Genomic DNA, 21998 nt, shown 5'->3' on the forward strand with positions numbered 1-21998 from the left:
TCGGTTAGCCGGCGTTGCGGTCGCGGGGCGCTGCCCCGGACCCCGCGCCTCAATCGCCGGCGGGGCTCTAATGTGCCCTCACCCGGACCACTCCGGTGATGGTGCCCTGGTAGTAGGTGCCGTTGGGGCCGATCGTGCCGGCCATCTGGAGGCTGTCGAAGAGGGAGCCGATGCCGGTCCGCTTGCTGCGGGTCACCTTGCCGGTCGCGGGATCGATCTCGGCGTACCGGTACGGGTCGAGGAGACCGGTGGAGTCGGTGCCGGGGATCACCGGGTCGCGCAGCACCGTCCGCAGCAGGCCGTCGGCGGTGGACAGGCGGGGCACGGCGGCGGAGCGCAGCGTGTTGTCCCAGACCAGGTCGCAGCCGGAGCCGTCGGCGCGTACGTCGACGCGGCTGAGCCCGCCCTTGAACGACGCCGAGGACGGGACGGAGTCACCGGCGTCGGCGGGGACGGCCGGATACGGGTAGCCGTAGGTACTGGCCACGAAGACGCTGCGGCCCGCTCCGATCGGAGAGTTCTCGCTGCCGGCACCGCCTGCGAGCAGAACCGGCACGGAGCAGACGGGCGCGCCGGTCGCGGTGGCGTACACCTGGAGGTCGACGGTGGAGTCGGCGTTGTCGACGACGGTCACGTACTCGGTGCCGGTCTTCGGCCCGAAGAACGTGGGAGTGGAGCCGCTGCCCCAGCTCAACTGGCCCGGCTTGCGGGCCTGCCCGCGGTCGTAGGAGCGGCGCCAGGTGATGTGCGGGGTGCCGTCGGTGTCGGCGTTGAGCAGGTAGGTGGCGTGGGTGGAGGTGACGGCGGTGCCCTGCGGGGCGGTGGAGATGCTGTTGGAGACGCGCTCGCCCGTGGGCAGCGTCAGCGCGCGCACCGTGCCGGTGCGGTCGTCCGCCGTGCCGACGACGCCTGCGCCGGTGGCGAACCAGACCCGGCCCCGCCAGTCCGGGGACAGGCCGGTGACCGCGTCGTCCTCGGGGATCGCGGAGGCCAGCGACAGGCTCTGGTCGATCCTCAGCCGCCACTCGCCGTCGGCGTCGCGGTGGTGTCCGATGCGCAGCAGGGAACGGCTGCCGTCGACGACGGTGAGCCGGTCGCGGTCGTCGATGTACGCGTAGACACCACCGAGCAACGAGCCCTTGGTCAGGGCGAGTTCGGCAAGCGAGTCCCCGGATTCCGGATCGAGCAGATGCACCGTGGGGACCTGTCCGAAGATCGGTGTGCACAGGGCCACCGGATAGCCGTCCGAGCCGATGAGCACCGTCGGGCAGGCCGAGGCCAGCGCGGTGCGTTCGGCGGTGAGGCTGCCCGCGCCGGGTCCGGCCAGTGGGGTCAGGTCGGAGGAACCGGTGTCACCGTGCATGGTGGCGGTGCCGTCAGGGCCCGCGTACGGGTTGTGCGGCGGAGCCGGCAGATACGAGGAGGCGGCGGCCGCGGCGGGCGGCAGACCGAGGGCGGAGGCGGCGAGAAGGGCGGCGGCGAGCGCGACGGAGGCGCCCGCGGTTCTGCGGGAAGGCATGAGGTCTCCAGGGCAGGGAGAGGGAGCGCGCCGGGCACGGGCGGCGGCGCACCGCGCGGAGCGCGGCAGGGAGAAGTCGCAGGAGGCGGATCGGCGCGCGGGACTCAGCGCTGGACGCCGACCGTCAGCTCGGGCGACAACAGGCACCGGCGACGCGCACGAGATCGACGTGGAGACGTCGGGTGAGATCGGGTCGCGGATGCACGAGGCCGATCGAAACAGCCCGCCGGGCCCCGGTCAAGAGCCGTCCCACACACCGGACATGGGACTCCGGGGCTCCCTCGACCGTGGAACCCCGGCGGATCACCCGATGCTCACCCCGTCGCGTCCGCCAAGGCCAGTTCGTGCAGGCGGTCCGGAGGGCCGGGGCGGGCGTAGTACCAGCCCTGGGCCGTGTCGCAGCCGAGGTGCCTGAGCTGTTCGGCCTGGGCGCCGGTCTCGACGCCTTCCACGGTGACCGAGAGGTCGAGGCTGTGGGCCAGTGCGACGATGCCTTCGACGATCTTCAGGTCGACGGGGTCCGCGGGGAACTGCTGCATGCCCCGGGTGAAGGAACGATCCAGCTTCAGGACGTTCACGGGCAGCCGACGCAGGTTCGCCAGGTTCGAGTAACCGGTGCCGAAGTCGTCGAGCGCGATGTCGACGCCCATCTCGGAGAGCCTGCGCAGCGGCTTCAGGAGGTCGTCGTCCGCGCCGATCAGCGCCGACTCGGTGACCTCCAGACACAGCGCGTCCGGTTCGAGCCCGAAGCGCTCCAGGATGTCGACGGTGTCCGCCACGAGGCCAGGGTGGGTCAGCTGCATCGGGGACAGGTTGACGTTGATGCGGAACGGGCCCGCCTCCTCGTACCTGTCCTGCCAGACCCGCGCCTGGCGGACCGACTCCTCGAGGACCCAGCGGCCGAGCGGCACGATCAGCCCGGTGTGTTCGGCGAGCGGGATGAACCGGTCCGGTCCCAGGACACCGTGCTGCGGGTGCAGCCAGCGGACCAGTGCCTCGGCGCCGCGCACACTGCCGTCGCCGAGGTGCACCAGGGGCTGGTACTCGATGAAGAACTCGCCGCGGTCCAGGGCGGCGGGCAGCGCCGTCGTCAGCCCGTGCCGGGTGATGGCGCGGGCGTCGGCCTCCGGGTCGGCCACCTCGTAGCGGTTGCCGCCCGCCGACTTCGCCCGGTACATCGTGATGTCGGCGCTGCGCAGCACCTCGGCGGGGCTGCGCTCGGCGGCCGGGCCCTCGACGATGCCGACCGAACCGCGCACGGTCAGCTCGCGGCCGTCGATGCGGATGGGGGCGGCCAGAGCGTGCATGATGCGTCCGGCCAGCTCGTCGACCTCGGCCTCGGTGTCCATGCCGGTCGTGAGGGCCACGAACTCGTCGCCGCCGAGCCGGGCCACCATCTCGCCGGGGGCGGTGGCGCAGGCCGACAGGCGGTCGGCGACCTCGACGAGGAGCCGGTCGCCCGCCGCGTGGCCGAGGCTGTCGTTGATGGTCTTGAAGCCGTCGAGGTCGAGGTAGCACAGGCCGAAGCGCATGCCCTCGCCCGCGCCGAGCACCTTCTCCAGGCGCTCGAAGAACAGGGTGCGGTTGGGCAGCCCGGTGAGCGCGTCGTGGGTGGCTTCGTAGCGCAGCCGCAGATTCAGCAGGCGGCGCTCGGTGACGTCCTCCATGAGCGCCAGCTGGTACTGGGGCGCGCCGTCGGCGTCGCGCAGCAGCGAGACCGTCAGGTTGGTCCACAGGGCGGTGCCGTCCGGGCGCGAGTACGCCTTCTCCACCCGGTAGTGCTCCCGGTCGCCCTGCACCAGCTCGTTGTACATCCGCCAGATGTGCGGGGAGTCCTCGGGGTGTGTCAGCTGGTGGGCCTTAAGGCTCAGCAGTTGGTGTCTGCTGCCGCCGAACATCCGCACCATCGTGTCGTTGACCTCGAGGATGGTGCCGTCGAGGTCGGCGATGCCGATGCCGATCGCCGCTCCGTGGAACACCGCGCGGAACTTGGCCTCGCTCGCGTGCAGGGCCTCGGCCACGGCGCTGCGGGCGTTGAGCGCGGCGTGCGATATGGCCTCCTGCTCGTCCCGGGTGCGCTCCCGCAGCGCCGCCGCGAAGCCCGCCGCCATCGCGTGCTGGATGCGGGCGCAGCGCGAGCGCAGCTCCTCCGCACGCTGCGCGGTGGGCGCCTCCTCGCCGCAGCGCTCGACGAGATGGCTCTCCACCACGTCGAGGGTGAGGGTGAGTGCCTCGGGGTCGGTGCAGTGCGCGGTGACCAGGGCCGCGCCGACGGCCTGCGCCTCGCCGCCGTCCAGGGTCGGCGCGGCCAGCACGGCCCGCAGCCGGCGCGCGAGCGGCACGAGTTCTTCCTCGAACTCGTGCCGGGTCAGGGAGGTCGCCGTGACCGGGAAAATCGCCCGGCTCCAGATCATGGCGAAGCCGCGCACTCTGTCTTCCGGTCCGCCCGGCACTTCAGTCACGCCTTGCGCCCCACTCCCACATAGCCCGCGAAGGTGTACGGGTCCTCGTCCTCGGGTGCGGTGTCGGGCCGCCACACCGGCATCGCCACGATGCCCGGTTCAACGACCTCGTACCCCTTGAAGAACCGTTTGATCTCATCGCGGTTCCGCATGATCAGCGGATTGCGGACATCGTTTCGGTAGACGTCGACCATGCCGTCCGCCCGCTCCGTCTCTATGGACATGCCCTCATTCGAGGCATGTGTCACGATGAGCAGGCTGCCCGGTGCGAGCGCCTCGCCGAGTTCGGCCACTGCCGCGTACGGGTCCTCGGCCTCTTCGACGAAGTGCAGCACGGCGACGAGGAGCAGTGCCACCGGCCGCTCCAGGTCGAGCAGTTCGGCGACCTCGGGGCTCTCCAGGATCTCCCGCGGCCTGCGCAGGTCCGCCGTGACGACGCCCGTGTGCGGGACGTCGGCGAGGACCGCGCGGCTGTGCGCGACGGCGACGGGGTCATGGTCCACGTACACCACGCTCGCTCCGGGGCAGGCCCGCTGGGCCACCTCGTGCACATTGCCGAACGTCGGGATGCCGGAGCCGATGTCCAGGAACTGTGTGATGCCGAGGTCGGCGGCGTACCGCACGGCCCGGCGCATGAACGCCCGGTTCGCCTGCATGATCTTCGGCAGCCCCGGCAGGAACTCCATGGCCTTGCGGGCGGCCTCCCGGTCGACCTCGAAATTGTGCGAACCGCCCAGGTAAAAGTCGTAGATTCGGGACACACTGGGCACAGAGATGTCGATGCCCTGTGGGGCCCAGGCGGGTCGCTGCATCAATCTCTCCATGGCGTCGCGGTGCCGGTGTTCGAGCCGAGGCTACTGATCCACCGCCAAAGGAGCGAGTCAAAACGGAAATTGACCGTCCGTTCCCGGTCACTGCCTCCGGTACGCGCCAATCGGCAACGATCCGAAACCATCCCGAAACCTTCTCATTCCCTGACGAAAAGAACCGGCCCGCTCCCTCCACACGGCCCGACCTGGCCATGCGGGGAACGGACCGGCAACGAGCCAATTCCGTTGACGACTCTACTGTGAGCGCCTCACCGAACGCACCGGACCCTCCCGGTTGTTACTTGGGGGCGCCTACCGGCTTTCCATCCGGAGCCGCCGCGTACCACGTGCCTCCCACGCCCTGACCGTTCGTGTCACCTGGCTTCTTGTCCCCGGAGAAGGTGTAGACGGGCCAGCAGTTCAGGGTCTGCTGCTTCGTCCCGTCGGGCCTCGTGAAGGTCATGTATCCCTTCAGTGGAATGTTCTGGGTGTCATTCTTCGCAACCGGAGCGAGCGCGGGCCACTTCTCGGCGCAGGCGCCGACACAGTTCGACTTGATGGGCCAGGCGGAATCCTTGAGGAAGCGGTAGACGGTCATGCCGTTCTTGTCGACGACGATCTCACCGAGCTTCGGGTCCTTGCGCGTGGACAGTCCCTTGAGGTCGGCCGGCCTCGTCCCGGCCTCCTGCTCCGCCTTCTTGTTGGCCTTCTTGCCGTCGGGGGCCGCGGCCCACCAAGTGCCGCCCACGCCCTGACCCTTGACGTCGCCCGCCTTCTTGTCCATCGCGTAGCGGTACACGGGCCAGCCGTCGACCGTCAGCTGCTTCGTGCCGTCGGCCGCGGTCACCTCGCCGAGCAGTGACCCGTCGACGCCGGGCGCCGCCTTGGCGCCGCTCGCCGGGACGGCGGGCCAGGCCTTCAGGCACGCCGCGTCGCAGTTCGACTTGGGCGGCTGCGCGGTGTCCTTGTCGAAGCGGTACAGGGTCATCCCGTCGGTGTCGGTGAGCACCTTGCCGAGTTCCTTGCTGTCCCACGAGGCGAGCTGTCCGGCGGACTTGGCCTTCGCCGCGCCCGCGTCCGCGCCGTCCGCCGATCCGTAGCCGCCGGAGGACCCGTAGCCGCCTTCGGCCGGGGCCGCGTTGCCCACGTTCTGACCGGCTGCGCTCTGGTCGCCCTGGTCCTGACCGCACGCCGTCGTCAGCGCCAGCAGGGCCGCAGCTGTCGCTACGAGCGAGGCGCTCCGCCAGGAGGTCTTCATCTCAACTCCCGCACATTGCTTGGGTGTTGTGCGATCCCGGCCGGGCCGCACATGGCCCTAGGTACGGGCGGCGGTGACGGCTGTGTTCAATGCGGGGAAAGATTTCTTGCGGTGCGGCGGGGCGCACGCGGCGGGGGTGGGGGCGCGGGTGCGGTGGCGGGCCCGCGCACGGCCGCAAACCCGAATGCTCCCGCGCCCCACCTTCGGGCCATTCCGTGTTCGCCCCGGCGTGCCGTGGTTCCCCGCTGCCCAGGATCTTGGGCGTGCATCGAACCAAGCGCTCCGGGTCAGCCCTGGTCACCCGCGTCGTCGCGGTGCTCGCCACCGCGTGGCTGTGCGGCGCGCCGAGCGCGGCCGCCGGCGCCGCGCCGCTGACCGTCCCCGCGGACAGCTGCGCGTACGCATCCGTCGACGGCGGCTCGTCGGGCGACGCGGTGGCGGTCTCCGGCAGTGGCGTCGTCTGCCGCGCGGGCCCCACCACTCCCCCGCCGAAGAAGCCCGCGCCCAAGCCCCCGCCGCCGAAGCCTGCGCCACCACCGCCGCCACCGCCGCCGCCCCCGCCGCCCACACCGACACCGACGCCACCCCCGCCTCCGCCTCCGCCGCCGGCCCCCGCACCGCCTCCGAAGCCGAAGCCCGAGCCGACTCCGACGCATACGAAACGCCCGTCGCCCGCTCCGAAGCCGGTGCACTACCCGGCCTACCGCCCCACCGTTCACCGCGCACCGCCGCGCGGCGGCCCGTCCCTGGTCACGCTCACCCTGCTCATCACCGCGCCCGCCGTGCTCGCGGTCGCCGCGCTGCGTCCCCGCTGAACCCTGCGTCCCCACTGAACCCTGCGTCCCCGCTGAACTTGTTGAATTCTTGTGGAGTTGTCGATGTCGGAATGGCTTGTTCTCGCCCTCGCGATCCTCGCGGTCTGCGGTGTCGTCCTCGTCGTCCAAGTGCTGCAGCAGCGCAGGATCGGCGATGACGACGACCCGTCCGAGACCCCCGACGTCATCGAGTACATGACGATGATGATCGGCGTGGTCTACGCGATCGTCCTCGGTCTCGCCATCGCCGGCGTCTGGGAGGGCCGCAGCGCCGCGGAGGACCACGTGCGCAACGAGGCGCAGGCGCTGCACGAGATCCACGAACGCGTCCGGGTCTATCCGGCGGACGTCCGGAACGGTATTCGCGCGGATGTCGACAGGTATGTCAGCCATGTCGTGTCCACCGAGTGGGGCTCGATGCGCTCCAAGGGCGAACTGACCGCCAAGGGGGACGCGCTGCTGAAGAAGGTGCGCGACGACGTCACCGACTACGAACCGAAGAACGACTTCCAGGCCCAGGCCTACCAGCCGCTGCTCGACCAGGTGACGGCAGCCGACGACGCCCGCGGCGGCCGCGCGGACTCGACGAGCGCCACGATGCCGGGCGTCGTCTGGTTCGGTCTGATCGCAGGCGCCCTGGTCACCATCGGCATGATCTTCGCGCTGCAGATCCGCCGCACGAAGCGCGAGCTGGTCCTCGCCGGGCTCTTCTCGTCCCTGATCGCGTTCCTGCTCTTCCTGATCTGGGACCTCGACGCGCCGTACAGCCGGGGCGTGGCGGCCACGGCGGAGCCGTTCCTGATGCTCTTCCCGTCGGTGCACTGACCCTCGCGGCGGGGCGCACGTGTGGCCCACAGGTCCCCTGACCGGCCCACATGTGTGCCCCGTTCGTACGACACGGATCGCGGCCGTACGGGGGTCTCCATAGCGTTTCGGGCATCGAGGGGCCTGTCCCCCACGGCGGAAACGGTCCGCTGCTGCTCCTCGTGGACCCCGGAGGAACCACCATGCACGCGATACGTGCCGCATCCGCCGCCGTGCTCTCGCTCGCCGCCCTCGGCCTCACCGCGCCCTCGGCGCACGCCTCGGACTCGGACTCCTTCCGGCCGGGCATCTCCCCCACCACCATCGCCGCCGGCGGCAAGGTGACCCTCTCGGCCACGGGCTGCGAGGGAGACACCAAGGTGTCGGCCGGGATCTTCGACTCCGTCACGCTCGACCCCGGAGAGGGCTCCCGCACGGTCCCCGTCGACTGGGACGCGAAGCAGGGCGCCGCCTACACGGTGACGTTCACCTGCGACGGCGGGCAGCCCCGCAGGGCCGATCTGACCATCGCGGCCGGCCGCCCCGAGTCCTCCCCCAGCCCCGTCCCGCAGGGCGTGAAGGCCGGCATCGGCGGCAGCGCGGGCGGGTTCGACCTTCAGGAGGTCGCCCTCGGCGGCGCCCTGATCGCGGGCGCGCTCGGCACCGCGTACGTCGTGGCCCGCCGCCGTACCGGCGACAAGAGCGCCTGAACCGCCCCGCTCCCCCATGTCGAACTGGTCCTTCGCGGAAGAGGAACGGCCCGCGCGGCGCGCCCCGTGGGGCGTGCTCGCGCTGGCGCTGCTCACCGGGCTCGCGCTCGTGCGCAGCGGTTCGGGGGAGCTCGACCCGGGACCGCCGCAGCCCGCCGCCGCGGCCGGCTCCGCCGAGCGCCGCGCACCGGAGCCGGCCGCGGCGCGGGGCGTGCGCCCGCTGCCCTTCTCGCCGGCCGAGCGGGTGCGGGTCCCGGCGATCCGGGTCGACGCCCCGGTGACGGCGGTCGGCCTGGACGCGGAGGGCTGGATCGACGCGCCGCCGCCGCGGGAGGCGAACCTGGCGGGCTGGTTCAAGGGCGCGGCGTCCCCCGGCGAGCGCGGCACCGCGGTCGTCGTGGGCCACGTCGACAACGCGCGCGGCCCCGCCGTCTTCTACGGCCTGGGCTCGCTGCACGCGGGGCACCACGTGGAGATCCGCCGCGCGGACGGCAGGACGGCTGTCTTCCGGGTGTACGGGGTCGAGGTGTTCCCCAAGTCGCACTTTCCGGGCCGCAAGGTCTACCGCTCGCACGGCACACCGGAACTGCGGCTCATCACGTGCGGCGGCCGTTTCTCCGAGCGCGACGGCTACGAGGGGAACGTCGTGGCGTTCGCCCGCCTGGTGTCGACGCGCTGACGTCACGCCTCAGAGGTGGTGTCACACACCGTGCGGGCGCGGCACCGTCATCCGGTATCCGGCGTCCAGCAGGCGCGGCAGGTAGGCGCGTACGGCGGTGAGCGTCTGGGAGCGGTCGCCGCCCGCGTCGTGGTTGAGGACGATGACACCGGGGGCGGCGCGCCGCACCACCCGTGAGATCACCGTCGGGGCGCCGGGGTTGTCCCAGTCGAGCGAGTCCACGGTCCAGCCGAGCGGCTCCATGCCCAGTTCGGTGCCCAGTTCGAAGACATGACGGTTCCACGCGCCGTAGGGCGCACGGAACCACGCCGGGGGCTCGCCGACGGTCCGCTCGATCAGTTCGCTGGTGCGACCGATCTCGTCCCTGATCCGCGCGCGGTCCAGCTTCAGCAGCAGCGGGTGCGTCCAGGTGTGGTTGCCGACGACATGTCCTTCGTCGGCCAGCCTGCGCAGCAGGTCGGGGCTCTCGCGCGCCCTGCGCCCGCACACGAGGAACGTGGCGCGCACGTCGTGCTCGCGCAGGATCGAGAGGATCCCCGGGGTGTACGCGGGGTCGGGTCCGTCGTCGAAGGTGAGCGCCATGGCGCGGTCGTCGGGGTCGGTGTCCAGGCGCAGGACGGGCGCCGTGCGCACCTTCGGGGCGGCCGTCCTCGGGCCGGGTCCCGCCATCGGGCGCAGCCGGTACGTGGAGGGCTCGCGCACGGGAGCGGCGGCCCCGCCCGCCGGGGCCGGGGCGGCGGCGCGCCGGTCGGTGCCCGCGCAGCCGGTCGCGGCGGCGAGACCGACCGCGGTGAATCCGCGCAACAAGGCCCGCCGACCCGAGAGGTGCTGATGCTTTGTCATGATTAATGCGTGACACGGCACGCGGGCGGCGCCCGCGGAACCACCGGATGGGACGCCGGAAAGCACCTGATCGGCGGCTTCTCCGTTAACCTCTGCCGCGTGACCGAAGAGCAGCCACATCAGTTCGAACGCGGCACCGACGGACCGAAAGTGATCGTCGTGGGTGTCGACGGCTCCGATTCCTCGTTCCGCGCGGCGGCCTACGCCGGGGGCCTGGCCCGCAGGCAGCGGGCGCTGCTCGCGGTCGTCTACGTACAGCCCGTGATGACGGGCGGGGCGGCGCTCGGGGTGCCGGTCGCCGAGACGACCGACGAGATCGCGGAGGGGCTCATCGCGGAGATCCGGGCCTCGGCGGCGCGGGTCAAGGGGATATACGACGTCCGCTGGGAGTTCCACACGTTCCGCGGCGACCCGTTCAACGGTCTGGTCACGGCCGCCGACGAGTTGAAGGCGGACGCGGTGGTGGTCGGCGCGTCCGAGCAGGCGGGCCACCGCATCGTGGGCTCGGTCGCGGTACGCCTTGTGAAGGCGGGGCGCTGGCCGGTGACGGTCGTCCCATAAAGAATTACGTGGGTGCCTCTACGGCGCTGCTGTCTTCCGAACCCGCTGTCTCGGGGGCATCATGATCGGCCGTCAGCCGTCTTCGCAGCAGCCAAGAGGTGAGGTCCCCATGTCCGTCCCCCCGAAGATCTCGAGAGGGCAGGGCGTTCTGCGCCGCAAGCCCATCGAGCAGATCGACGACACGGAGTCCGGCGGGAAGCTCACCCGCTCGCTCGGCCTGTGGCAGCTCACCGCCATCGGCGTCGGCGGCATCATCGGCGCGGGCATCTTCACCCTCGCCGGCACCGTCGCCAACGGCACGGCGGGGCCCGCGGTCCTCATCTCGTTCCTCATCGCGGGCGTCGCGAGCGCCGCGGCCGCCCTGTCGTACGCGGAGTTCGCCGGGCTCATCCCGAAGGCCGGGTCCGCGTACACGTACGGCTACGCGGTGCTCGGTGAGCTGGTCGGCTGGTTCATCGGCTGGGACCTGCTCCTGGAGTACACGGCGATCGTCGCGGTCGTCGCGATCGGCATCTCCGGCTACTTCAGCTTCCTGCTGGGCGAGATGGGCCTCGACCTGCCGAGCTGGATGCTGGGCGCGCCGGGCACCGGCAGCGGCCACAAGGTCGACCTGTTCGCCGCCGCGCTCTGTCTGCTCATCGCGTGGCTGCTGAACATGGGCATGAAGAACGCGGCCCGCTTCGAGACCTTCGTGGTCGTGCTCAAGGTCCTCGTGGTGCTGCTCGTCATCGGCGTCGGCGTCTTCCACATCAACTCGGACAACTACACGCCGTTCTTCCCGTTCGGCGTCAGCGGCGCGTTCACGGGCGCGGCCACCGTCTTCTTCGCGGTCTTCGGCTATGACGCCATGTCGACGGCGGCCGAGGAGTCGAAGGACGCGCAGCGCCACATGCCGAAGGCGATCATCTACTCGCTCATCATCTCGATGATCCTGTACGTCCTCGCCTGCCTGGTCCTGACCGGCATGCAGAACTACAAGGACATCGACCCGGAGAGCGGGTTCTCCACCGCGTTCAAGTCGGTGGGCCTGAGCGGGCTCGCGGACGTCATCGCGGTGGGCGCGATCATCGGCATCCTCACCGTGATGTTCACGTTCATGCTGGGCGTCACGCGCGTGTGGTTCGCCATGTCGCGCGACGGCCTGCTGCCGAAGTGGTTCGCGAAGACCCACCCGACGCGGCACGTGCCGACCCGTGTGACGTGGATCGTCGGCGTGGCCTCCGCGCTCATCGCCGGGTTCCTGCCGATCGGCGAGGCGGCCGAACTCACCAACATCGGCATCCTGCTGGCGTTCGTCGTGGTCTGTGTCGCGGTGATCGTGCTGCGCTACCGCCAGCCGGAGCTGCCGCGCACCTTCCGCACGCCGGCCATGCCGTTCGTGCCCGCCATCGGTGTCGTCTTCTCGATCTGGCTGATCACGTTCCTGCAGTGGCAGACGTGGGTGCGGTTCGCCGTGTGGTTCCTGATCGGTCTGGTCATCTACTTCGGCTACTCGTACAAGAAGTCCGAATTGGCCCGCACATCCGACTGATTCGGCTCCGGACCGCCGAACTCCGCCCGTCCCGCTCACCGCACCGCTCGTCGAGGGCTTCGCCCCGCCCGCCGCAGAGCCCCGCGCGTCCCCTGGGCGGGCGGGGCGGGCTGCGCTGCCATACGGCCATGACGACGGCGCTCACGACACCCACGACGACGGAGGAGGACCTCGCCCAGGTCCAGCGCGAACACGGCGGTCCGCTGTTCTCGTTCCTGCTGCGCCTGTGCGACGGTGACGCCCAGCGCGCGGAGGACCTGGTCCAGGAGACGTACGTACGGGCCTGGCAGCATCCGGAGGCGCTCGACCCGAAGTACGAGTCGGTGCGGCCCTGGCTGTTCACCGTGGGGCGGCGGCTCGCCATCGACGCCCGCAGGGCGCGCCTCGCGCGGCCCGCCGAAGTGGGCGACGCCGTCCTGGAGAGCGCCCGCGTGTGCGCGGACCACGCGGAGCGCTCCGCGGCGGCGCTCGACGTGCGGGAGGCCGTGGCGACCCTCACCCCCGAGCACCGAGCCGTCCTCCTTGAGGTCTACTTCAACGGCGCCAGTGTGGCGGAAGCCGCACACACTCTCGGCATCCCCACAGGTACCGTTAAGTCCCGCGCTTATTACGCGTTGCGGGCGTTGCGCCGGGTCCTTCCGGGGTACGCGTCCGACCTGCGCTGAAACCGTGCGCCAGGTCAAGCATCGGTAAAGCGCCTTGCTCCGCACGCCCATTCCTCGATTGAGTAATCCGCTGTCCTCCCCGGTGAGTTGGGACGGGTGGTCCGGGGGCCGGCGAAGCGCACGGACCGGAGGAAGGCAGGAAGGCGATGCGGTACGGGAACGGAGAGGGCGCGGGCGGCACGTCCGGCGCCGAAGGCGGACCGGGCGACGGGCTCGTCGTCCCCATGGCATGGCTGTACGCGGAGTACATCGCGGACGAGTTGCTGCGGACCGGCGACCTGATGCCGCCCACGTCCTTCGAGTTCAAGGCGGGGCGTGACGCGCTCGCCCTGACGATCTTCCTGTCCGACGCGGGGGACGAGCTGTCCGGTATCCGCGTCGTGTCCCAGCTGGAGAACTGGCTGTCCCTCACGGCCTACGACCAGCCCTGGCAGTCCTGGGTACGCGACCGCTTCGCGGAGCGCCTCGACCTCGACGCGGCCGCCCGGCGCCCCTCCCCCGACCTGCTGCTCGCCGAGGCGGCCTGGAGATGGCTGGAGGAGACCGAACTCCTCGCCCCCGACCTGGACGCGGTCCCGGTCCCCGACGAGGAGGACGGCCCGCACGTGTGGACACCCGCGTGGCAACTGGGGCTCCCGCTGGGCCACTTGGCGATCTCGCTGTTCTAGTTCCACGTCAGGCCTGATGAAGTAAGACAGGGAACATGACCATGGCAGCCGCGGCCCGCGCCCGGGGCGCCTGCGAGCTGGACACGATCGTCGCCGTGGGCGACCGCCTCCGCACCGTCCTCATGGGCGACCTGCTGCCCGAAAGCTACGTCTGGGCCGACCACCAGCTCGACGCCGAGTAGACCGGGCCCGCCGACCGTCACGGCGTCTACGGCGCGTACACGCCCGCCCGGTACTTGGGGATGCGAATGGTGATCTTCATGCCCGCGCCCTCCGCGGTCTCGATCACCAGTCCGTACGCGTCTCCGAAGACCTGGCGCAGCCGTTCGTCGACGTTCGACAGGCCGATGCCGCGGCCCTGGCCGCCCTCGCCGCGCAGGATCGCCCGGAGTTCGCCGGGGTTCATGCCGACGCCGTCGTCCTCGATGACCACCTCGGCCTCGGCGCCCGCGTCGGTGGCGCCGATGGAGATGCGGCTGCGGGTCACGGCGCCCTCCAGGCCGTGCTTGACCGCGTTCTCCACGAGCGGCTGCAGGCACAGGAACGGCAGCGTGACCGGGAGGACCTCCGGGGCGATCTGCAGGGTGACCGCGAGACGGTCGCCGAAGCGGGCGCGGACCAGCGCCAGGTACTGGTCGATGGAGTGGAGCTCGTCGGCCAGCGTGGTGAAGTCGCCGTGGCGGCGGAACGAGTAGCGGGTGAAGTCCGCGAACTCCAGGAGGAGTTCCCGGGCCCGCTCGGGGTCCGTGCGGACGAACGAGGCGATCGCGGCGAGCGAGTTGAAGATGAAGTGCGGCGAGATCTGCGCGCGCAGCGCCTTGATCTCCGCCTCGATGAGGCGGGTGCGGGAGCGGTCCAGCTCGGCGAGTTCGAGCTGCACCGAGACCCAGCGGGCCACCTCGTCCGTGGCGCGGGCCAGGACGGCGGACTCGCGGGCCGCGTAGGCGACGAGCGCCCCGAGGACCCGGCCGTCCGCGACCACGGGCGCCGCCACCGCCCACCGCAGCGGACAGTCGTCGTCCGGGCAGCCGCAGCCGAACGCGGCGCTGCGGCCCCCGGCGAGCACCGGGGCGACCTGCTCCATCACCTGCGCGGCGTGGGCCTGTTCGGCCGCCCCGTCCCACGCGAGGACCGTGGAGCGGTTGGTGAGCGCGAGGGCGTCGGTGCCGAGCAGGCTGCGCAGGCGGCGGACCGACTTGCGGGCCGTGTCCTCGGTGAGGCCCGCGCGCAGCGCCGGTGCGGCCAGCGAGGCGGTGTGCAGGGTCTCGAACGTCGCGCGCTCCACCGGCGTGCCGACGTCGCTGCGCCCCGCGGGGTGGGCGGTGCGCCGGCCGAGCAGGAACCCGGCGCCGAGCAGCAGGGGGCACAGGGCGATCAGGACCGCGGTGACGGTGCCGCTCATACGGGCCCGCCCTCCGAGTCCCCCGGCTGCGTACGGGACGTCTGAGGGCCCAGCGCCTTCAGGCCCCGGCCGCCCGACCACAGCGCCTCCGGGAGGTGCAGCCGTGTCATCGTCGCCGTCGTGTGCGGCGGGATCGCGTCCCGCGTCGCGAGGGACACCAGGATCATCGCCAGGAAGCCGACCGGCACCGACCACACGGCCGGCCAGGCGAGCAGCGTGTGCAGCCAGCCCGAGGTGACCGGCCCGGCGACCGTCAGCGCCACCGCCACCAGGGCCGAGCCGCCGCCGAGGAAAAGCCCCGCGAGCGCGCCCGGCGGGGTGAGGCCGCGCCACCAGATGCCCAGGATGAGCAGCGGGCAGAACGAGGACGCCGACACCGCGAACGCCATGCCGACCGCGTCCGCGACCGGCACCCCGGCCACCAGCAGCGCCCCGCCGAGCGGCACCGCGATGGCCAGCAGCACGGCGAGCCGGAAGTGCCGTACGCCGCGCGCCTGGAGCACGTCCTGGCTGACGACCCCGGCCACCGCCATCGTCAGCCCCGACGCGGTGGACAGGAACGCGGCGAACGCGCCGCCCGCCACCAACGCCCCCAGCAGGTCGCCCGCCACGCCGTCGAAGACGCGCCCCGGCAGCAGCAGCACGGTGGCGTCGGCGTCCTGGGTGGCGGTGAGTTCGGGCGCGTACAGCCGGCCGAGCCAGCCGTAGACGGGCGGCAGCAGGTAGAAGAGGCCGATCAGGGCGAGGACCACGACCGTGGTGCGGCGGGCGGCGCGGCCGTGCGGGCTGGTGTAGAAGCGGACGACGACGTGCGGCAGGCCCATCGTGCCCAGGAACGTGGCCATGATCAGTCCGTACGTGGCGTACAGCGGATGGTCGGCGCGGCTGGTGGCGAGCGGCTGCCCGGCACCGACCCCGGCGGACGGCGGGTCGAGGACGGCGGAGTCCGGGGGCGGAGCGCCCGTGCCCTGCCAGGTCAGCAGGAGGAAGAAGGCGGGCACGAGGAGAGCCGTCAGCTTGAGCCAGTACTGGAACGCCTGGACGAACGTGATCGAGCGCATGCCGCCCGCCGCCACCGCGAGCACCACGACCGCGGCGACGAGCGTCGCGCCGAACCAGCGGGGCGCCCCCGTCAGGATCTGCAGCGTGAGGCCCGCGCCCTGGAGCTGCGGCAGCAGGTACAGCCAGCCGGCCCCGACCACGAACAGGCTGACCACGCGCCGCACCTGCCGCGATTCGAGCCGCCCCTCGGCGAAGTCGGGCAGCGTGTACGCGCCCGAGCGGCGTAGCGGCGCCGCGACGAAGACCAGCAGGACCAGATAGCCCGCGGTGTATCCGACGGGGTACCAGAGCATGTCGGGGCCGTGGATGAGGAGCAGCCCCGCGATGCCGAGGAAGGAGGCCGCCGACAGGTACTCGCCGCTGATCGCGGCCGCGTTGAGCCGGGGGCCGACCGTGCGGGACGCCACGTAGAAGTCGGACGTCGTGCGGGAGACGCGCAGGCCGAAGCCGCCGATGAGGACGGTGGCGAGGACGACGACGGCCACCGCGGGGATCGCGTACGCCTCGTTCACGGCGCCCCGTGGTCGGTGGGGCGGCCGCGCACGAGGTCGGCGAAGTCGCGTTCGTTGCGCTCGGCGCGGCGCACGTACCACCACGCGATGAGGACGAGGAACGGGTAGCAGCCGAAGCCGAGGACGAGCCACTGGACGGGTGCGTTGCGCAGGGCGCCGAAGAACAGCGGCAGCACCGCGACCGGGACGGCGAGCAGCATGAACGCGGTGATTCCGGCGCGCAGTTGCCCGCGCATGAGGGAGCGGACGTAGGCGGCGCCGAGGGTGGTCTGCTCGTCGATCTCCCACTGCGGACGCAGGCCGGCGGGGCCGGGGACCTGGCGTGGTTCGCCGGTCACGACTTGACGTGGCGGGTGATCGGGCACGGGCGGAGTGTAGGCAGGCGGGGTGACCTGGGGGAAGGGGCGGCCAGCGGCCCGATTCGGATCGCCTTCAGCCTCGATCCGGACGCAGCAGGACCTCGCTGCCCACGGGCGTGAACCCGCAGGCGAGGAAGGCGCGCAGGGACCGTGCGTTTCCGGGGGACACGGCGGCGAAGACCGGGTGGGCCTCCGGAACCAGGGAGAGCGCATCGGCGAGGAGCGATCTGCCGTTCCCCTTGCCGCTGCCCCGGACATCGTGGAGTTCGATGCTCAGCTCGCGCCGCCCGGCCAGGCCGTCGGCCAGGGTGACGAGGCCGCGTTCGTCTCCGTAGACCTTCACGTTCGTCCTCAGTTCCCGGGCATGACGAACGCGCGGGTGCTCATCCGCGTCGGTCAGATCCGCGAGGCGAGGTGGCCCTCCCGTGCCGCGGGCCGTGAGAGTCGCGTCGGTGACGCCGATCCAGCCCGCCGGCCCGGCCAGGTGACGCAGGAAGTCCGGCGCGAGCGACGCTCCGAAGCCGTCCGGTCCTTCGGCGTACACGGCCTGGCCGGTCAGGGCAGTGGCAATGACGGCGTGGCCGGTGAAGGCGACCGAGCACTCGAGTCCCCCTGCCAGCGGCGGCAGCACCGTGACCCGGCCGTCGGCGGGCGGGAAGCAGCCATCGGCGGCGTCCGTGAAGAACGTCAGGAGTGGATGCGATGCGCTCACGAATACCCACCTGTTCTTTGAGGAAGCCAAGAGGGAGCAATGGTCCGAGCCGCTTGATCACGGCCTGCGCATCAGCAGTTCGCGGACTCGGCTTGCGTGTCTGCGGCTCACTGCGATTTCCGCTGTTCCGACCCGGACGGTCATTCCGGCGCCGTCGAGGCGGAGTTCGTCGATGCGGTGGAGGGCCACGAGGTGGCTGCGGTGGACGCGGACGAAGCCGAGTTCCTGCCAGCGTTCCTCCAGGGTGCTGAGCGGTATGCGCACCAGGTGGCTGGCGCCGTCCTCCGTGTGCAGGCGCGCGTAGTCGCCCTGCGCCTCGGCGTGGACGATGTCGGCGACGGCCACGAGGCGGGTGACGCCGCCGAGTTCGACGGGGATGCGGTCGGCGACGGTGGCGGGGGGTGTGCTGGTCGCGGCGCGTTCGGCGACCCGGCGGACGGCCTCGGCGAGGCGCTCGCGGCGCACCGGCTTGAGCACGTAGTCGACGGCCTTGAGGTCGAACGCCTTGACCGCGAAGTCCTCGTGGGCGGTGACGAAGACGACGAGCGGCGGCCGGGCGAAGCCCGCGAGCAGGCGTGCCACGTCGAGGCCGGTGAGGCCAGCCATCTGGATGTCGAGGAACAGCACGTCGATCGCGCCGTCGCCGCCTTCGAGGGCGTGGCCGATGCGGCGCAGCGCCTCGTTGGCGTCGGTGGCGCCTTCGGCGCTGTGCACGCGCGGGTCGGCGCGCAGCAGGTAGAGGAGTTCGGCGAGGGCGGGTTCCTCGTCGTCGACGGCCAGTACGCGCAGCATGCGGCGGAGTGTAATCGCGCGGTCGCTTGAATGAATCAGCCACCTCCTGCGTACCGGTGGGCGACAGACGGAGGAAGGCATGTGGTCCCTGGAACGGCATCGCGACGTCGGCGCCTACTCGCTGGGGGTTCTCGACCCCGCGGAACGCTTCCGCTTCGAGGACCACCTGCCCGAGTGCGCCACGTGCGCGTCCCTGGTCGGTGAACTGGCGCCCACGACGGGCGCGCTGGCGCTGTACGCGCGGGCGACGCCGCCGTGCGTGGAGGTGCTCGCGGGCCAGGACCCGACGTTCCTGTCCCGTGCCGTGGACCGGCTCGGCGCGCTGCACCGCAGGTCGCGGCGGCGGTTGTGGGGAGCGGTCGTCGCGGCGGCGTTCGTGCTCGCGGCGGCGCAGGGCGTCGTGCTGCTGACCGGGGACGGTGCGGGGCGGTCCGGGCACACGGCCACGCTGCGCGGCCACGACGCGAGGACCGGTGTGGCGGCGACGGTGACGGCGGACGACCGGGACTGGGGCACCCAAGTGGGCCTGGACGTGCGGGACCCGGGCGGGCCGCGGGTGTGCGAGCTGGTCGCGGTGGGCCGGGACGGCTCGGAGGAGACGGTGGCGACGTGGACGGTGCGCGGGGACGCCGTGGCGCTGGACGGCGGGGTGGCGGCGCGGACCGCTCAGCTCGCGCGGTTCGAGGTGCGGTCGGTGGGCGGGGGCCCGCTGCTGACGCTTCCCATGCGGTGACCCGAGCGGTGGACCGTGCGGTGAGCCAGGCGGTGAGCCGTGCGGTGAGCCGCTACTTCAGCAGTCGTGACATCCGCCGGTCGGCGAGCGGCTTGCCGCCCGTCTGGCAGGTGGGGCAGTACTGCAGGGCGCTGTCGCTGAAGCTGACCTCGCGGATGGTGTCCCCGCACACCGGGCATGTCTCCCCGGCCCGTCCGTGCACGCGCAGCCCGCTCTTCTTCTCGGCCTTGAGCTTCCCCGCGGCGACCCCACGGGAGCGCTCGACGGCCTCGGTCAGCGTCGTGCGCATCGCCTCGTACAGCGTGTGGACGTCGTCGGCGCCGAGCTTGGACGTGGGTTTGAACGGGGACATCCGGGCGGCGTGCAGGATCTCGTCGCTGTAGGCGTTGCCGATGCCCGCGATGAGCGACTGGTCGCGCAGGGCGCCCTTGATCTGGCGGCGTTCCCCGCTCAGCAGGCGCGCGAAGGCCGCCTCGTCGAAGGTGTCGGCGAGCGGGTCGGGCCCGAGGCGGGCGATGCCGGGCACGGCGCCGGGGTCCTCGGCCACGTACACGGCGAGCTTCTTGGTGGTGCCTGCCTCGGTCAGGTCGAAGCCCTCGCCGGTCTCCAGGGCGACGCGCAGCGCGAGCGGCCCCTTGCCGGGTTTCGGTGGCCCGTCGGGCAGCCGGTCCTTCCACTGGAGCCAGCCCGCCCGCGCGAGGTGGGTGATCAGGTGCGGTCCGCCGTCCGTGGCCACGTCCAGGAACTTGCCGTGCCGGGCGACGGCGGTGACCGTGCGGCCCTCCAGGGCGGTGAGCGGCGGGTCGTACGTCTTCAGGACGCTGACCGCGACCGGCAGGACGCGCACGATGTCGTGTCCCACCAGGTGTTCGGTGAGGAAGTCCTTGAGCGCTTCGACCTCGGGAAGCTCCGGCATGCCCTCCAGCCTCTCACTCGCGCGCGGGCACCACGAATTCGCACCAGACGCACTTGCCCCCGCCGCGCGCCTCCACGCCCCACACGTCCGCGAGCCGGTCGACGAGGAACAGCCCGCGCCCCGAGACGCCGTTCTCGCCCGCCTCGCGGCGGCGCGGCAGGGCGCTGGAGGTGTCCTCCACGTCGACCCTGAGTCTTCGGTCGGCGCCGGTGAGCACGCGCAGGGTGACGACGGCGGGTCCTTCGGTGTGCATGAGCGCGTTGGTGATCATTTCGTCGGCGACGAGTTCGATCTCGTCGGCGCAGTCCTTCGCTCCCCAGGCGCGGACGGCGTGCCGGATCATGTGCCGGGCGGCCGTCAGCGCCTCGGGGTCGCCGGGCGGCACGTGTTCGGTGAGCCGGCCGCCGCTCCGCACGGCGCCCGCGCCGCGGCGGCGCAGGAGCAGCAGCGCCACGTCGTCCTCGGCGTCGCGCTCCTCGCACGAGGCGACGAGCCGGTCCGCGAGCTCGTCGAGGTCGTCGGGTCCTGTGCCGATGAGCGCGGTGAGGGTCTGCAGGCCGTCGTCGAGGTCGGTGCCGGGCTGCTCGACGAGGCCGTCGGTGCACAGCAGCAGGGTCTGTCCGGGGTCGAGCTCGGCGGTGGTCACCGGGTAGGCGAGCCGGCCGAACTCGGCGGACAGGCCGAGCGGAAGACCGCCCTCCACGGGCACCTTGCGGCAGGTCCCGTCGGGCAGGCGCAGCAGCGGGTCGAGGTGCCCGGCGCGGACGAGCTGGACGACGCCGGTCGACAGGTCGGCCTCGGCGTACAGGCAGGTCGCGAAGCGGTTGGTGTCGAGTTCGTGCAGGAAGGTGGAGGCGCGGGCCATGACGGTGGCGGGGGTGTGGCCCTCGGCGGCGTAGGCGCGCAGCACGATGCGCAGCTGGCCCATGACGGCGGCGGCGTGCGTGTCGTGTCCCTGTACGTCGCCGATGACCGCACCGACCCGGCCGCCGGGCAGCGGGATCACGTCGTACCAGTCGCCGCCGATGTCCCGGCCGAGGGACGCGGCGCGGTAGCGGACGGCGAGGTCGGCGCCCGGCACCGCGGGGATGGTGCGCGGCAGCATGGCCTGCTGGAGGCCCTGGGCCAGGTCCTTCTCCTGCTCGTAGAACATGGCGCGCTGGAGGCTCTGGGCGATGCTGCTGCCGAGGGCGATCATGACGTTGCGCTCGGACTCGGTGAAGCCCTGGCGGTCGTGGAAGAGCAGGCCGACGACGCCGATGGGTTTGGCCTGCGCGATGAGCGGCAGGTAGGCGGCCGAGGTGATCTCCATGTGGGCGAGGCGCGGCCACAGCTCGGGGTAGTGGGTGGCGAACTCCTGCGGCGACTCGATGAAGCGGGGCTGGAGGCTGCGCACGGCCTCGCTCATCGGGTACGGGTCGTCGACGCGGGTGGCGTGGATGCCGGGCACGAAGGTGCCCCTGGGGCCCTCGGCGACGAGGTGGATGCGCCCGGCCTTGACGAGGCCCATGACGAAGCTGGTCGCGCCGCGCTGGTCGACGCCGTGCGTGTCGCGCAGTACGTCGATGACGTCCTGGACGGTGCGGGCGTGCGCGAGTGCGGCCGTGGTGTTCTGCACGACGCCTGTGTCGCCACGTCGCAGGGCGCGGCGGGCCTCGCGCTCGGCGTGCACGGTGGCGTCGTTCAGCTCGTCGGTGGCGTCGCGGACGATGCCCACGATGCGGCGCGGGCGGCCGTGCTCGTCGCGGCGGATGTAGCCGCGCGTGTGGGTCCAGCGCATCTCGCCCGTGCGGGTGCGGATGCGGAAGTACGTCCCGTAGGTCTCCTCGCCGCTCTTGAGGGCCCGTGCCACGACGGCGTCGAGCCGCCCGCCCTCGCTGAGCGGCACCCGTTTCGCCAGGGTCTCCGGGTGGTCGTCGTACTCCTCGGGGCGCAGGTCGAAGCACTCGTGGGCCTGAAGGTCCATCGCCATGAGGCCGGTGTCCAGGTCCCAGTCGAAGCTGCCCATGCGCAGGCCGCGCCCGTACGCCTCCAGAAAACCGCGTGGCGCGTCCTCCGGGTCCTCCCCGCTCGGGGCGTTCCCGGGCTCCTCGCCACCCCCGCTACCCGCGCCCATGAGGCCCACGCTAGGCCGAGCCCCCTTCGCCCGCACGTCGTGACCTTGCCGCGAATCGGGGCACACACTG

Annotated in this window: 22 protein-coding genes and 1 pseudogene; 10 read left to right on the forward strand and 13 right to left on the reverse strand. The window is 72.0% G+C overall.

Translation table 11 applies throughout. The annotated features are described in order from the left end of the window. Nucleotides 1–67: 67 nt before the first annotated feature. The 5 genes from ACY34M_RS24535 to ACY34M_RS24555 all read right to left on the reverse strand — a co-directional run bounded on the left by ACY34M_RS24535 (nucleotide 68) and on the right by ACY34M_RS24555 (nucleotide 6048). Complete coding sequence (locus ACY34M_RS24535) at nucleotides 68–1519, reverse strand: hypothetical protein (protein WP_462720446.1); 1452 nt, start codon at nucleotides 1517–1519, stop codon at nucleotides 68–70. Nucleotides 1520–1643: 124 nt separating this feature from the next. Further along, entirely contained in the window at nucleotides 1644–1826 is a 183-nt protein-coding gene (locus tag ACY34M_RS24540; protein ID WP_462720447.1) for a putative leader peptide, read from the reverse strand. 7 nt (nucleotides 1827–1833) lie between these two features. Then, nucleotides 1834–3933, reverse strand: coding sequence for a putative bifunctional diguanylate cyclase/phosphodiesterase (locus ACY34M_RS24545; RefSeq protein WP_462720658.1), 2100 nt, complete (start codon nucleotides 3931–3933; stop codon nucleotides 1834–1836). Nucleotides 3934–3977: 44 nt separating this feature from the next. Beyond that, on the reverse strand, nucleotides 3978–4793 hold the full coding sequence (locus ACY34M_RS24550) for an SAM-dependent methyltransferase (RefSeq protein ID WP_462720448.1): 816 nt from the start codon (nucleotides 4791–4793) through the stop codon (nucleotides 3978–3980). A gap of 295 nt (nucleotides 4794–5088) precedes the next feature. Further along, complete coding sequence (locus ACY34M_RS24555) at nucleotides 5089–6048, reverse strand: SCO0930 family lipoprotein (protein ID WP_462720449.1); 960 nt, start codon at nucleotides 6046–6048, stop codon at nucleotides 5089–5091. Nucleotides 6049–6311: 263 nt separating this feature from the next. Here ACY34M_RS24555 and ACY34M_RS24560 point away from each other — a divergent pair, with 263 nt between their 5' ends. The 4 genes from ACY34M_RS24560 to ACY34M_RS24575 all read left to right on the forward strand — a co-directional run bounded on the left by ACY34M_RS24560 (nucleotide 6312) and on the right by ACY34M_RS24575 (nucleotide 9056). Beyond that, complete coding sequence (locus ACY34M_RS24560) at nucleotides 6312–6863, forward strand: hypothetical protein (RefSeq protein ID WP_462720450.1); 552 nt, start codon at nucleotides 6312–6314, stop codon at nucleotides 6861–6863. 63 nt (nucleotides 6864–6926) lie between these two features. After that, nucleotides 6927–7688, forward strand: coding sequence for a bestrophin-like domain (locus tag ACY34M_RS24565; RefSeq protein WP_462720451.1), 762 nt, complete (start codon nucleotides 6927–6929; stop codon nucleotides 7686–7688). A 182-nt stretch (nucleotides 7689–7870) separates the two neighbouring features. Continuing rightward, on the forward strand, nucleotides 7871–8377 hold the full coding sequence (locus ACY34M_RS24570; protein WP_462720452.1) for a hypothetical protein: 507 nt from the start codon (nucleotides 7871–7873) through the stop codon (nucleotides 8375–8377). Nucleotides 8378–8393: 16 nt separating this feature from the next. Then, entirely contained in the window at nucleotides 8394–9056 is a 663-nt protein-coding gene (locus ACY34M_RS24575) for a class F sortase (protein WP_462720453.1), read from the forward strand. Between the two features lie 21 nt (nucleotides 9057–9077). Here the strand turns inward: ACY34M_RS24575 and ACY34M_RS24580 are convergent, their stop codons facing one another. After that, nucleotides 9078–9899: a polysaccharide deacetylase family protein gene (locus tag ACY34M_RS24580; RefSeq protein ID WP_462720454.1), complete on the reverse strand. Its 822-nt coding sequence runs from the start codon at nucleotides 9897–9899 to the stop codon at nucleotides 9078–9080. Between the two features lie 99 nt (nucleotides 9900–9998). Here ACY34M_RS24580 and ACY34M_RS24585 point away from each other — a divergent pair, with 99 nt between their 5' ends. From ACY34M_RS24585 to ACY34M_RS24605, 5 genes and pseudogenes are all read left to right on the forward strand, one after another. Beyond that, nucleotides 9999–10460 (forward strand): universal stress protein, encoded by a 462-nt coding sequence (locus ACY34M_RS24585; RefSeq protein ID WP_462720455.1) that lies wholly within the window; start codon nucleotides 9999–10001, stop codon nucleotides 10458–10460. Between the two features lie 109 nt (nucleotides 10461–10569). Continuing rightward, the gene (locus ACY34M_RS24590) at nucleotides 10570–11991 is read left to right on the forward strand and encodes an amino acid permease (RefSeq protein WP_462720456.1); all 1422 of its coding nucleotides are present in this window, start codon (nucleotides 10570–10572) and stop codon (nucleotides 11989–11991) included. 128 nt (nucleotides 11992–12119) lie between these two features. After that, the gene (locus tag ACY34M_RS24595) at nucleotides 12120–12656 is read left to right on the forward strand and encodes a sigma-70 family RNA polymerase sigma factor (RefSeq protein ID WP_462720457.1); all 537 of its coding nucleotides are present in this window, start codon (nucleotides 12120–12122) and stop codon (nucleotides 12654–12656) included. Between the two features lie 146 nt (nucleotides 12657–12802). Then, nucleotides 12803–13324, forward strand: coding sequence for a hypothetical protein (locus tag ACY34M_RS24600; protein ID WP_462720458.1), 522 nt, complete (start codon nucleotides 12803–12805; stop codon nucleotides 13322–13324). Between the two features lie 35 nt (nucleotides 13325–13359). Next, nucleotides 13360–13506 (forward strand): annotated as a pseudogene (locus ACY34M_RS24605) (cytidine deaminase); the annotation flags it as partial. A gap of 26 nt (nucleotides 13507–13532) precedes the next feature. On the opposite strand, the gene ACY34M_RS24610 reads toward ACY34M_RS24605, so the two are convergent. The 5 genes from ACY34M_RS24610 to ACY34M_RS24630 all read right to left on the reverse strand — a co-directional run bounded on the left by ACY34M_RS24610 (nucleotide 13533) and on the right by ACY34M_RS24630 (nucleotide 18163). After that, nucleotides 13533–14726 (reverse strand): sensor histidine kinase, encoded by a 1194-nt coding sequence (locus tag ACY34M_RS24610; protein ID WP_462720459.1) that lies wholly within the window; start codon nucleotides 14724–14726, stop codon nucleotides 13533–13535. Continuing rightward, a complete protein-coding gene (locus tag ACY34M_RS24615; RefSeq protein WP_462720460.1) occupies nucleotides 14723–16300 on the reverse strand; it encodes a sodium/solute symporter in 1578 nt (525 codons plus the stop codon). Before ACY34M_RS24615 ends, ACY34M_RS24610 begins: the two co-directional genes overlap by 4 nt. Further along, on the reverse strand, nucleotides 16297–16638 hold the full coding sequence (locus ACY34M_RS24620) for a hypothetical protein (protein ID WP_462720461.1): 342 nt from the start codon (nucleotides 16636–16638) through the stop codon (nucleotides 16297–16299). Before ACY34M_RS24620 ends, ACY34M_RS24615 begins: the two co-directional genes overlap by 4 nt. A gap of 94 nt (nucleotides 16639–16732) precedes the next feature. Beyond that, nucleotides 16733–17371 (reverse strand): GNAT family N-acetyltransferase, encoded by a 639-nt coding sequence (locus ACY34M_RS24625; RefSeq protein ID WP_462720462.1) that lies wholly within the window; start codon nucleotides 17369–17371, stop codon nucleotides 16733–16735. 57 nt (nucleotides 17372–17428) lie between these two features. Next, nucleotides 17429–18163, reverse strand: a complete 735-nt coding sequence (locus ACY34M_RS24630; protein WP_462720463.1) for a LytR/AlgR family response regulator transcription factor — start codon at nucleotides 18161–18163, stop codon at nucleotides 17429–17431. A 79-nt stretch (nucleotides 18164–18242) separates the two neighbouring features. Here ACY34M_RS24630 and ACY34M_RS24635 point away from each other — a divergent pair, with 79 nt between their 5' ends. Further along, complete coding sequence (locus ACY34M_RS24635; protein ID WP_462720464.1) at nucleotides 18243–18896, forward strand: hypothetical protein; 654 nt, start codon at nucleotides 18243–18245, stop codon at nucleotides 18894–18896. A gap of 52 nt (nucleotides 18897–18948) precedes the next feature. On the opposite strand, the gene ACY34M_RS24640 is transcribed toward ACY34M_RS24635, so the two are convergent. Both ACY34M_RS24640 and ACY34M_RS24645 read right to left on the reverse strand, forming a co-directional pair. Beyond that, nucleotides 18949–19812: an Fpg/Nei family DNA glycosylase gene (locus tag ACY34M_RS24640; protein ID WP_462720465.1), complete on the reverse strand. Its 864-nt coding sequence runs from the start codon at nucleotides 19810–19812 to the stop codon at nucleotides 18949–18951. Between the two features lie 13 nt (nucleotides 19813–19825). Next, nucleotides 19826–21928, reverse strand: a complete 2103-nt coding sequence (locus ACY34M_RS24645; protein WP_462720466.1) for a SpoIIE family protein phosphatase — start codon at nucleotides 21926–21928, stop codon at nucleotides 19826–19828. Nucleotides 21929–21998 lie beyond the last annotated feature (70 nt).

Source organism: Streptomyces sp. EDA2-14, assembly GCF_054963755.1.